At 43.9% G+C, this 12,769-nt stretch carries 9 protein-coding genes; 3 read left to right on the forward strand and 6 right to left on the reverse strand.

The window, feature by feature from the left end; all coding sequences use genetic code 11:
* Positions 1–239 precede the first annotated feature (239 nt).
* Positions 240–1,829 carry a glucose-6-phosphate isomerase gene (locus VB714_RS19515; protein WP_323226338.1) on the forward strand — a complete coding sequence of 530 codons (1,590 nt, stop codon included), beginning with the start codon at positions 240–242 and terminating at the stop codon, positions 1,827–1,829.
* Between the two features lie 143 nt (positions 1,830–1,972).
* Here the strand turns inward: VB714_RS19515 and VB714_RS19520 are convergent, their stop codons facing one another.
* Both VB714_RS19520 and VB714_RS19525 read right to left on the reverse strand, forming a co-directional pair.
* Entirely contained in the window at positions 1,973–3,178 is a 1,206-nt protein-coding gene (locus VB714_RS19520; RefSeq protein ID WP_323226339.1) for a Coenzyme F420 hydrogenase/dehydrogenase, beta subunit C-terminal domain, read from the reverse strand.
* Between the two features lie 122 nt (positions 3,179–3,300).
* On the reverse strand, positions 3,301–3,522 hold the full coding sequence (locus tag VB714_RS19525) for a DUF2811 domain-containing protein (protein ID WP_204102796.1): 222 nt from the start codon (positions 3,520–3,522) through the stop codon (positions 3,301–3,303).
* 745 nt (positions 3,523–4,267) lie between these two features.
* Between VB714_RS19525 and VB714_RS19530 the strand changes: the two genes are divergently transcribed.
* Together VB714_RS19530 and VB714_RS19535 are read left to right on the forward strand one after the other, a co-directional pair.
* Positions 4,268–5,458 (forward strand): imelysin family protein, encoded by a 1,191-nt coding sequence (locus tag VB714_RS19530; RefSeq protein WP_323226340.1) that lies wholly within the window; start codon positions 4,268–4,270, stop codon positions 5,456–5,458.
* 43 nt (positions 5,459–5,501) lie between these two features.
* Positions 5,502–6,911: a di-heme oxidoredictase family protein gene (locus tag VB714_RS19535; protein ID WP_323226341.1), complete on the forward strand. Its 1,410-nt coding sequence runs from the start codon at positions 5,502–5,504 to the stop codon at positions 6,909–6,911.
* 123 nt (positions 6,912–7,034) lie between these two features.
* On the opposite strand, the gene VB714_RS19540 is transcribed toward VB714_RS19535, so the two are convergent.
* The 4 genes from VB714_RS19540 to VB714_RS19555 form a co-directional block, all read right to left on the reverse strand.
* Positions 7,035–8,801, reverse strand: a complete 1,767-nt coding sequence (locus VB714_RS19540; RefSeq protein WP_323226342.1) for a hypothetical protein — start codon at positions 8,799–8,801, stop codon at positions 7,035–7,037.
* 40 nt (positions 8,802–8,841) lie between these two features.
* Entirely contained in the window at positions 8,842–9,423 is a 582-nt protein-coding gene (locus tag VB714_RS19545; protein WP_323226343.1) for a hypothetical protein, read from the reverse strand.
* A gap of 91 nt (positions 9,424–9,514) precedes the next feature.
* Positions 9,515–10,222 (reverse strand): sugar transferase, encoded by a 708-nt coding sequence (locus VB714_RS19550; protein ID WP_416309745.1) that lies wholly within the window; start codon positions 10,220–10,222, stop codon positions 9,515–9,517.
* Between the two features lie 152 nt (positions 10,223–10,374).
* On the reverse strand, positions 10,375–12,769 hold a 2,395-nt coding region (locus VB714_RS19555; protein WP_323226345.1), incomplete at its 5' end, for an endonuclease MutS2.

Here is a 12,769-nt window from a genome sequence, read left to right on the forward strand (position 1 = left end):
AGCCATTGATTTTAATCAATGGACATCGAACGCAACGGGTTTTAACCCGTCTTGCGTTACAATACTTCCATGTAAGTCCACAGCTATTTTTTAGCCAAGGGATGTAGGAGTCTGTTGACAGACTTGGAGAAAGCGGGTTAAAACCGCGCTTTCGGTGGATTAACCACAGAATCCCCGTCTTTTTAAAGCGGGGAGATGTCAATAAAGCCAATGGATACAGAGGATATTGAGGTTGATTTATGGACTCTGCTGCACTCTGGCAACGCTATCAAGATTGGCTCTACTACAATGACGAACTCGGGTTTTACTTAGATGTGAGTCGCATGAGCTTCGATGACTTTTTTCTAAAAGCTATGCTGCCCGAGTTTGAAAGAGCATTTCAGGAAATGGCAGCTTTAGAAGGAGGCGCGATCGCCAATCCCGACGAAAACCGCATGGTGGGACACTATTGGCTGCGTAACCCCGATCTTGCCCCCACCCCCGCATTAAAACGAGAAATTGTCGATACCCTAGAACAAGTCAAAACCTTTGCCAGCAAAGTCCACAGTGGCGAAATTCATCCCCCCCAAGAAGCTAAATTTACCGATATTCTCTCCATTGGGATTGGTGGATCGGCCTTGGGACCCCAATTTGTTGCCGAAGCCCTGTCCCCCCTGACTCCCCCCCTGGCAATCCATTTTCTCGACAACGCCGATCCTGCGGGAATGGATAAAACCTTCGCTCAAATTGGCGATCGCCTCAAAACAACCCTCGTGTTAGTCATTTCCAAATCCGGCGGCACCCCAGAAACCCGTAACGGGATGTTAGAAGCGAAAACCGTTTACGAAAGCAAAAATCTCAATTTTGCCCCCTATGCCGTCGCGATTACCGGTCACGGCTCGAAATTGGACAACATTGCCAAGTCAGAAAACTGGCTGACCACCTTTCCCATGCACGACTGGGTAGGAGGACGCACCTCAGAACTTTCCGCCGTCGGCTTAGTCGCCGCCGCATTGCAAGGCATTGATATTCAAGCCATGCTCGATGGTGCAAAATTAATGGATGATGCCACCCGTATTGCCGATCTTAAGCACAATCCTGCGGCACTACTCGCCCTCTCGTGGCATTATGCCGGCAATGGTAAGGGCGCAAAAGACATGGTAGTTTTACCCTATAAAGATAGCTTGTTGCTCTTCAGCCGCTATCTACAGCAATTGGTAATGGAGTCCTTGGGCAAAGAAAAAGACCTCAATGGTAATGTTGTCCATCAGGGAATTGCCGTCTATGGCAACAAAGGCTCTACAGACCAACACGCTTATGTACAGCAACTGCGAGAAGGCGTACCCAATTTCTTCCTCACTTTTATCGAAGTGCTGAAAGATCGAGAAGGTAAATCCCTCATCATTGAAGATGGGGCCACCAGTGGGGATTTCCTCTCCGGCTTCCTCCAGGGGACCCGCCAGGCGCTTTATGAAAATAAACGGGATTCCATTACCGTGACCATTTCCGAGGTCACTCCTCTGACGGTGGGTGCCTTAATTGCCCTCTACGATCGCGCTGTGGGTTTATATGCGTCCTTGGTCAATGTCAATGCTTATCACCAACCTGGAGTCGAAGCTGGGAAAAAAGCAGCCGCTTCGGTATTGGCTTTGCAAAGTCAGGCGATCGCCGTGTTGCAGGCTGCAAATACGCCCCTCTCCCTCGCAGAAATTGCCGAAAAAGCCAAGGCTGGCGATCGCGTTGAGGAGATTTATAAAATCCTGCGTCACATCCATGCCAATCAGCGCGGTGTCATCTTTGAGGGGGATTTGAACCAACCTGACAGTTTGCGAGTGTCTTGGCAGAACTAATGTAAGGTCTGCGTGGTAGGTACTTTGACCATAGCGCTCTCTGGGGGTTTATCGAAAGCATGGCGATCGCTTAATCCCCAGAGATTAAAACTCTTGCGGGGTCTGACCGCTAGAACGCTCAAGCGTTTAGCGGTGAGAGTATGTCAAACATCAGGTAATTTATATTGACTAACAATTTTCTTAGCAAATTCAGGCACGTGCGCCTCTAGTTTTTCGGGATAATTGCGCTTGACATAAAGATAATTGCGGGTGAAATGCGAATCAATAGAAAAGCGTCCATATTCTAACCCTTTTGGTCCGATTCTTTCAATAACAACCCCCATTAACTGTGCCGCCCACATGGGTAATGTTACACCTTGTTCGTAAGCGGGAATACTTTGCTGTACTGCTTGTTTTCTGTTCCCTTGAGAAGATACTGGCTGAGTATCTAATTGCTCCCCAACTAACTCTAACATTTCTGCCCCCGTATCGTTACGAACGACAATCCATTGCCAACCAAAAGGCGCACCCATATATCCCACCACTAAATCGGCGAGAGAGTTAACATAATCAAAACAACTGAGACAAGAAGGTGCAAAAACATCTTTCAATTTCTTTGTATTTAAGCCAAAGAAAGGCACTTTTTCGATTGAACCATCTTCATGTTTAAAATGCACTCGAAAATCCTGCATAAACTCATAATGCACTACCGTATCGGGGGATTTACTTGTTGTATCTAGGAATTTTTGCAACCCTTCCCGACTGACATTATCTACGCAAGGCGTTCCTAAAACATAGAGTTTTTCTAAACCTAATTTCTCTTCTACTTCTCGCAAGGCTTGAATTTGACAACCTACACCAATAACTAACAGGCGTTTCAGGCCCGATTGTTCGATTTGTTCTAAAACTGATAAATTGGGAGAAAGGGTCGGTTTATTAACTTTTGCAGCTAATACTTCTTCTGGTGTCCTGGCAATGACGGGCATGGGTTGAAAGCGATCTTCTGCGGTATTCTGTACGCAAACGACTCCCTCAACTAAACCGCGATCGAGCATTTCACAGGCGATCGCACTGACAATTCCCGTCCATTGCGCCCCTTGAATGGGTTGCTTTTTCCGAGCCGCTATCATAAGCTGATGTACGCCGAAATAAAGTTCGTTTTCATTGTCGAGATTGCGATGGCGATCGTGTATTTTGGCTTCTAATTCGGCAATTTGTTGATTGAGAAAAGCGCAGGCTTCTTTCACATAGTGGATATAATAAGTATCGCAAAGACCGCACTCGCTACACAGTTCTTTAGCAGGGCGACGGCTTCCGGGTTTCAAGGCTTTCGATTTTTGGTGCTGGCGATCGCGGAAAGTGGCTGTCATCTAAAAATTTACTATTGCAATAAATCGGGTTCTTCTCTGACAATTTTCTCATACAGCGACTGCAAATAAAAAAATCGCCAGAAATTCTGGCGATCGCATTAATCGAAGTCAAAAGTAAGTTTTTAAGAGTGAAACAGTGTTTCTAAATAAACTTCTGCACAAGCACGATAATTCTGAGCGTCTCTAATAGATTCGTTCGCACTATTGTTTTGTAACAAAAACGAGGAGAGAGCCGCAGCAAATACGCGGTCTTGATCCCATGTGGGATGACAGTCTAAATAGGTTTTCAAGGATTGGTGCAGATCTTCGGGGATTTCTGCCAAAATGCTAACGATACTTTTCATGACAACCTCGCTGGACTAGATAATGTGGGGGGATACAGCCGGGGGAAAAATTTCCCCGCAACGCTCAAACTCGATACTAAGAACTGGATATTAAATAGGAGATAGTACGCTTCTACTTGATGGGGTTGTGTTTTTCGATTCTTAGTTCCTTCTCTTCTATTTCGCAGGTAATGAAGCCTTTTGTCAATGCTGAGAAATGTTACGGATTTCTTTGTAAAAACTCAAGATTTACGAGACGACAAGTATTTTGACCCATTTTTTGTTACTTAACTTTACATAAACTCAGTATAGAACTGATGTTCAATCCTAAAAGAGAAAAATTCCCCAGCCTACCGCAATGCTTGAATTTGATTCTTTAACTTGTGGAAAACCTTGGGTAAACTGTGGAAAACTCGGGAAAACCTTGTGGAATGATTGGGGATTTTATGGGGGAAAATAAAGTTAAAGAATAAGAATTACGAACTTAACGTCTTGTTAATATTGGCAAGGTGGCGATCGCGCTTTCAAAACAATTGTACTGTATTTGGGGAGATGCGATCGCACTTCTGAGAAAGAATGGTAAAAACCTAAAAATGACAAAAACTCTCTATTGTAAAAAACAAAGTCTTTGTTTGAGTGAGGATAAATCCTAGGATTTATCCTCACTTTTTAAATATAAACAAAATCTAAATGCTTAATAGGAATAATTCCTGATAAGCTAATATAGTTCTGCCGTAAATGCAAATAATTTGCAAAAAAATAAGCAATGTCATTAACGAAAATCTTTCTACAACACCTAAAATCCCCCAAAATAAAGTCTTTTGTCGTTGGAACGGCTATTTTAACTGGATTATTCCTTGTCAGTTTGAGCCGCGATAGTTATTCATTTATTTCTCTGAATTCTCAACAACAGAGCAATACAGCGACTATCACGCAGCGCGATCGCATTGTCCTCGCAGATGCCCACAATCTCGAACAAGCAGTCCTTACCGATTTTGTCGATCTGGTTATTATTCCCACCTACGATCGCCTTTTGGGTCAAGCAATAGTGCTGAAAACCGCCGTCGATCGCTTTGTGGCCAAGCCCACCCCAGAACACTTAAAAGCCGCACGAGTCGCCTGGTTAGGGACGCGGACACCCTGGGAACAAAGTGAAGCCTTTGCCTTTGGTCCCGCATCATCCCTCGGTTACGATGGGGATCTCGATGATTGGCCGGTGAATGAAACTGATGTGACTGCAATTCTCAAGAGTGGCGATCGTTTGACTCCCGAATATGTCACCAACTTGCAAACCACCGCAAAAGGGTTTCACACTATCGAACTTTTGCTCTTTGGCACGAATAACGATAAAACAGCCTCAGATTTTTCACGAAGAGAACTTGAATTGCTTAAATTACTCGCAAAAGCATTTGAGACAACCTCCCAAGACCTGATCGAGAGTTGGGTAGATGGGGTTTCTGGCAATCCTCCGTATCGCCAGGTTTTGATCGCTGCGGGAGAACGCAATAATCCTGCTTATCTCACAAAAAGTGCAGCTTTAGAAGAAATCGTGCAAGGAATGATGGGATGTTTGGATGAAGTTGCTAACGAAAAAATTGGTGTTCCCTTGACCGATAAAAGCACAGACGACCTTGAAAGTCGCTTCAGTCATTCTTCTCTCAACGATTTTAAAAATAACCTGCAAAGTGTGGAAAATGCTTATTGGGGAGGACTTCCCGACACGCGATCGCGGGGAACAAGTATCAGCGATTTTGTGGCTCAAGCCGATGTTAACCTCGATCGCCAAATCAAACAAGAAATGCAGGAGGCGATCGCAGCCATCGCAGCCATTCCCGACCCCATAGAACTCAAAATCTCCGATGCAGAGGCATTAGAGACGTTAGCAACAGCAAAAGAAGCAATTTTAAAACTCTTTTCAACAATGGAAGAAAAAGTATTACCCCTCGTCCAAGGGTAAACACTTTTGCCATTACTTTCCCAATTTTAAGCAGGAGAACATTATGCCAATCAAGTCCGAGCGATCGCGAATGCTACGATCTTTACTTGCTTTATTTGCGATCGCCCTGATATCAGGAATTATTTTATCGAACCTCATTTCCCCCACATTTGCCCAAACCCCTTTAGCAGGAGGGAAAACTACGGTTTTTAATCGGACTTCCAAGGCTTACGAACAACCTTCAGTGGGATTAAATGAAATAGAATCAGAGCGCCATTTTGAAGGGGACTTAGCCTTCGATGCCGTCTTTGTCACCCCTCCCGCACGCATTAATCCAGGTTTGGGACCCTTGTTTAATAATGCCTCTTGTACCGGATGCCATATCCGCAATGGTCGCGGTTTACCCGAAAAAGGTCAATTATTAGTCAGAGTCAGCGAGAGTCGCCAAAATTCAGGGGAAACCACTTCTAACCGACAACCCGTCATCTCAACTTATCATCCCGAAGCCTCCGTTAGTTTGGGAAATGCACCTCCCGTAGAAGGTTTGGGGACGCAAATTCAAGACCAAGGGGTTTATGGCTACAAACCGGAAGCAACCGTGGCGATCGCTTGGGAAGAGCAAGAGGGAGAATATGGGGATGGGACTTCCTATTCCTTGCGATCGCCCCATCCTCAAATTATCCTGGCCAATGGTAAGCCCATTTCTCCAGCAATTTTGACCTCCCTTCGCATTCCTCCTCCCGTGTTTGGTTTGGGGCTAATTGAAGCAATTCCCGAGAAAACCATTCGCGACTTAGCCGATCCCGACGATCGCGATCGCAATGGCATTTCCGGTCGTCCTAATCAAGTTTGGGATGTGGAGAAAGAGGCGATCGTTTTGGGTCGCTTTGGTTGGAAAGCAAATAACCCAAACTTGCTCCAGCAAACGGCTTCAGCTTATATCAATGATATGGGAGTTACCAATCCCCTCTTTCCTGAGTCGGACGAGAAACCGGATATCGATCGCAAAACTCTCGAAAATGCTGAGTTTTATGCCCAAAGTTTGGCGGTTCCCGGTCGCATTCTTTTAGATGATGCAGAGGTTAAACAAGGCGAAAAATTGTTTCAACAGGCAAATTGTGCGAGTTGTCACATTCCCACCCTTTCTACAGGCAATTATAAGATTGAAGCCCTTGCCCAGCAAACCATTCACCCCTATACTGACCTGTTACTCCACGATATGGGAGAAGGTTTAGCCGATGGTCGTCCGGATTTTTTAGCGACGGGACGAGAATGGCGCACGCAATCCTTATGGGGCATTGGTTTGACCCAAACTGTGCTACCTTATTCGAGTTATCTCCATGACGGCCGCGCACGAACCTTGGAGGAGGCCATTCTCTGGCATAGTGGAGAAGCGGAAAACTCGAAGGAGCAGTTTCGGAAGATGAGTCAAGGCGATCGCGCTGCTTTAGTTCGCTTTTTGCGCTCTTTGTAAATATATGCCCCCTAAATCCCCCAAATCTGGGGGACTTAAAACCAAAAAAGCGATCGCATCTGGTGTAGTGCGATCGCTACCCTTGTCTCTCGATGATTTTTATCAAAAGAGGTTGTAGCTGTCTTAAGGATTTTCCATTATTTTTAAGCCCAAATCAGCTAATATTTTCGCTTCTACTGATGGAAACTCAATCTTTTCTACCAGTTTTAATGCTTTTTCTATTTCTCCTCGTCTGACCAGTTGTACGCTTGCAGCTTCAATTATCTCTGAGTTGAAGTTTGTTCCTTGTATTGCATGAAGTAAATGATATCCGCGTTGAATATCCCCAAGTTTGAGAAATTGAAGTCCGATCGCAATTTTAATGGAGTCTTTCTCTGCTTCCAGATTTTCGGCAATTTTTAAAACTTCCTCTAGTTGCTTGTTTTCTGTCATATTCCCTAGAATCCCGATTAACGCACTTGCTTGTCCAAATTCTTCCTCAATACTAGGAACAAGTTGTAGAGCCTCTTCGATCGCCCCTTGTTCTGCAAAGTTAATGATAATATTAGTTAAAGTTTGCGATCGCCAATATTCATCTTTGATAGTTTGGGCAGTTTGTATCGCACTTTCCTTGTTACCAATGCTTGCTAAAGCTAGAGCAATTTCTCCCTGTAAATTCAAGTTATTCTCGAAGTCTTCGCGATCGCGCTCTTCTTCAATAACTGATACTAAATCTAACAATTGTTCAGATGCTATTTCTGTTCTTCCTTCCCGATAATTTTTTTTGGCGATCGCAATTTCAAGGAATACATTCAATACCATCTGGCGAGGTTTGGAGATAAATTGGACAATTCTTCTCCCTTGTTTAACTTCTCCTTTTTCCACAAAAGCTAAAGCAATATCAAGTAAGAGATTTTGTTGAAGAGACAAAAAAGTTTCTCCTCCTATTCCCATTTCATCAGCATTAAATCGAGAGGGATCGGTTAATCTCCTCGCAATAGAAACAGCAAAGTCATATTCTTCGATTTTAACTAATTTTTTGGCGATCTCACCCCAGACTTTAACAATTTCAAAATCATCGCTTATTCTCTGAGAACTTTTCCATGTTTCTCGAATTGCTGTAATCTCTTCAAGATTTTCTATAATGCTCGTAAAAGCATCAGCTTGATACCATTGGAAAGGCAATTCAAGACTCGAAGCAGCATAACATCCTCGCACACCTTGGGCAAGTTTTAAGGCAGATTGTAACTCAGCAACTTGACTTAAATTATCGGCGATTTTAGCGAAAAGAGCGTATTCTAAATTATCACAAGAACCATTCGCTTCATAGCTTAAATATTCTTTTTCAGTTTTAGCAACTCCTACAGCTTCGAGGAGAAGTTTCCGAGCCGATTCTAACTCATTATCGGCAATTAAACCTGTTGCAACTTCGTTAAATACTTCGGCACGAGCGAGAGGAGAAGTAATATTTTTTGCTTCTGCTAAAGCGCGATCGCGATATGGCGATCGTGCCATCTCAATTAGCACATTTCGCAAAAACAAATCCCCATAATAGTGACTGTAAAACTCTTCTGGTTTCTGGTTATTATCATCTGTTTTTTGTTTACTTAATTCCAAAGCACGAGTAAAAACAATTTCAGCGCGATCGTTAAAACCCGCTTTTGCTAAACGATTGGCAATGTAAGCAATTGCCTCTATTTTATCACCGCGCTCCTCGCTCGCTTCGGCAATTTCTAAAGCGCGATCGAATAGTTGCGAGGCTTCCTCCTTAGCACCTGTTTCAGCTAAAATAATACCAAACTCGGTTAAGTGGCGATCGCGTTTTTCCGGCTGTGAAAAAGCAAGCGTAATGTCAGAAATACAGATAAATCCTAATGTCATTCCCAAAATATAAAAATTTGCTACTCGCATTTTCTTCTAAAAAATAAATTTTATGCTGGATTAACAAAAATCATTTAGATTGAGGGTGTAACCATTTGTAAAATACGCGCGTCAGTAAAGGCATAACGAAATAAGTTAAGATAAAAACAGTAATACCAATACTAATCAATTGGGGTAAAAATAAAGGCAGTGCTGCTAATAACGGATTGAGTACGATTCCGAGGACAGACGAACAAAGAAAAACACCTAACCAAACAATGATCGCTGTTTTGTAGCGAGGTGGGGACGTAACAGAAACACTTCCCGGTAGAGAAACTAAATTTTCTAAACCTGTAATAATTTGCACCTTTTCAGATTCTTGGATGAGGGGTTTAACGCAGTCGATCCATTTCTTCCTCTGATCGGACTTTAACCATCGGCAAAGTTGGGGATAGGTATTAAAACGAAGGATCGCCACATATTCATTGTGGCCTCCAGGTTTGGGTTTAATAACGGTAACACCATCGTGACCTGCAAATTCTTGCGCTGCTGCACCAATTCCTTTCAACCATTCTTCATAGCCTTCCTCACGACCCGGACGCACGAAGTGAGAAATAATTGCTGTCACTTTTTGATTTTCAGATGACAGGCGATCGCTTTGGGGAGAAGTCATAACTCAATGCGAAATAACAAAATAACAATCCTTGTTATTGATATTCTCATAACTTGAGAGGAAGTCAAAAAGAATTATTGGTTTTGTTAATTCAATACGCACCTTTTTTGCTGAGAATTGCACCAAAAGTTTGCAAAATTAATTTTAGATCGTAGCCAATTGACCACTTTTCTTGATAGTCTAAATCCATCTTCACAATATCTTCAAAATCCTTGACGGAAGAACGACCATTAACCTGCCATTCTCCGGTTAAACCTGGTTTAACCTGTAAGCGTTGCCAATGATAGTCATTATACTTCTCAACTTCATCGGGAGTTGGCGGGCGCGTCCCGACTAAACTCATTTCTCCTTTAAGTACATTCCAAAATTGCGGAAATTCGTCCAAACTGGTTTGACGCAAAAACTTGCCGACGCGAGTAATACGGGGATCGTTTTTATTTTTGAAAATGAAACCATTGGCTTGATTTTTAACCAGATGCTTGAGGCGATCGGCATCTGTCACCATTGAACGAAACTTCCACAGACGAAAGGTTTTACCGTTTAAACCGCAACGAATTTGACGATAGAAAAGGGGGCCTGGACTGGTAAAGTGGAGGGCGATCGCGATGGGAATGGCGATCGCGGCAGTTAAAACTAATCCCACCAAAGCGCCTAAAATATCGATCGCGCGTTTACTGGAATTTTTAACAGAGGCATGAGTTTTGACCTGCGGATTGAGATGACTTAAAGGAGAGTTGGTCCCGTTAGGAACGTAAGCAATCGTCGATCTCAGATTTGGGGAGAAGTTAGGAGAACTAATCACGGCGGTAGATACGAGAACTAGATAGGATTTTTACACCTTTATGCTTTAATCTTAGTCAAGTTCTCTGGAAAGAGCTAGAGTAAAAAAGGAACTTTACCAAATCTTTAAATAAATGCACGAAGGCTAGAACCGCGATCGCCTAATTTTCCCTAATTTAGATAAGCAATAGTCACTCCCGATCCACCTTCATTTTGCGGGGACAATTCAAAGCGATCGACTTGGGGATGACGTTCTAAAAATTCGTGAACCCCTTGACGCAAGCGCCCTGTACCTTTACCATGAATAACCCATAAAACCCCCGCTTGAGTCGCCGCAGAAATCGCTTTTTCGATTTGAGATTCTGCCTGAAATACCCGACTTCCGCGAATATCAACACTATTTTGAGAAGTTCGCACCATTGCGACTTTGGGGGGAGAAATTTGCACCATTTCTTTTTTCTTTTCTTCTCTTTTTTGCTTCTCTTTTTTCTCTTCTTTTGCGGTCTCCACTTTCTGCCCATCTAAAGATTCAATATCGGTAACGGGAACGCTCATTTTCATTAAACCAAATCGAACATTTAATTCAGTTCCATTGTCATCGATTCCTAACACTTCTGCGGTTTGTCCGAGACGAGGAATGCGAACTTTTTCGCCAACTTTGGGTTGATAACCGCGATCTGCATTAGGTGCAGCAAATTTAGGGGAATATTCTGCGTCAATCTGCTGAAGATTTTGGATTGCTTTTTGAGCTTTTTGCATAGTTTGCTGTTGGCTCAATTCTCGCATAACTTTAGTAATTTCTGCTTTAGCAGTGGCGATCGCATCATTAACGGCTTTTTGTTGCGATAATTTTAAAGCTCTTTCTCTTTCTTGCAAAGATTGTGCTTTTTGAGAGACTTCTTGATAAAATTTCTCAGTTTGTTGCAATAAATTCGCTGCTTCTTTGGCTTTTCCTTCTTGTTGTTTGCGCTGTTGTTCTAGCCCTACAATGGTTTTATTAATCTCTTGAGAAAATCCCCCGACGCGATCGCCAGCTTCTTTAATAATCTCTTCCGGTAAACCCAAACGCCCGGCAATAGTTAGGGCATTAGAGCGTCCTGGAATGCCCCACAGCAGGCGATAAGTGGGGGAAAGAGTAACATCATCAAATTCAACTGAGGCGTTCTCAAAGCGAGAATCTTGGTATTTTAAAGCCTTTAATTCGCCGTAATGGGTCGAGGCAATTGTGAGAGAAACGCGATCGCAAAGATAGTTTAAGAGAGCAATGGCAAGGGCGCTTCCTTCCGCCGGATCGGTGCCGGCTCCAATTTCATCGAGGAGGATCAGAGATTGAGGGTCTTTGGCGATCGCCTTGACAATGCGATCGATGCGGCGAATATGACCGGAAAATGTCGATAAACTTTGCTGCAAAGATTGTTCGTCGCCAATATCAGCGCAAACTCGACTAAACCAAGGCAATTCGACGGGTTCTCGGGCGGGGACGAATAAGCCTGTTTTCGCCATGAGTGCGGCTAAACCGACGGTTTTCAGGGTGACGGTTTTACCTCCCGTATTGGAGCCGGTAATGGCAACCACGCGAATTTCTGGTTTAATTTGTACGTCGATGGGAGTCACTTCTTGGCCTTGTTCGTGTTTGTACTGCCAAATGAGGAGGGGATGGCGCAGTTGGCGCAAGGCGATCGCTTCTTCGGGGTCGATAAAACGCGGGGGGTTTGCTTCTAACCAGAAACTATATCTGGCTTTAGCGGTGGCGAGATCGAGGCTGGTGGCAATGGCTAAGAGGCGTTCTAAATCTTCCTGAACGGCGGCTATTTTCTCCGTTAACCCCCTTAAAATCACTTCTTCTTCTGTTTTTTCCTGTCTCTGGGTTTGTCGCAGTTTATTGCCCAAATCAATGATGGCATGGGGTTCGATGTAGAGGGTAGACCCAGTGCTGGAACTATCGTGAACCACTCCTGGAATTGCATCTTTTTGAGGGGCTTTCACCGCGAGGACGTAGCGATCGCCTCTTTGAGTGATAGTGGGTTGTTGGATCGCTCCTCCTTGACGTTGAATGATACGCTGAAGGATGCCGTAAATCTTGTCTCGTAAGGATTTGAGCTTAGTGCGAATATTTGCGAGTTTGACACTAGCGCGATCGGTCACTTGTCCGCGATCGTCAATACAATGATGAATTTCTCGTTCGAGTTCGGGATAGGTGCGAACGGGGGATACTAAATTTTGTAGAGTGGGGATATTGTCGCGATCGTCGAGAACTCTACGAATACGGCGCATTCCCGCGAGAGTTGTGGCAATATCGAGGAGTTCTTCTCCCGATAGAGTCCCCAATAATTCTACCCGTTCTAGGGCGTTGCCAATATCTTTAATACCGTCGAAAGAGATGCTGGTGGTGGGTTGATTATCTAATAAATACGCCTCTTTGGTTTGTTCGAGAAGGGTTAAAGTGTCCTCTCGGCTGGCTGGGGGAGTGAGATGGCGGGCTGCGATCGCACCGAGTTTAGTGGCGGTAAAGGTGCTAAGGTGTTGGCACAAGCGCGGCCATTCCAGTAATTCTAGAGTCTCATCC

Origin of the sequence: Spirulina sp. 06S082 (assembly GCF_034932145.1) — a bacterium.
In the GTDB taxonomy this organism is placed as follows: Bacteria; Cyanobacteriota; Cyanobacteriia; order Cyanobacteriales; family Spirulinaceae; genus CCY15215.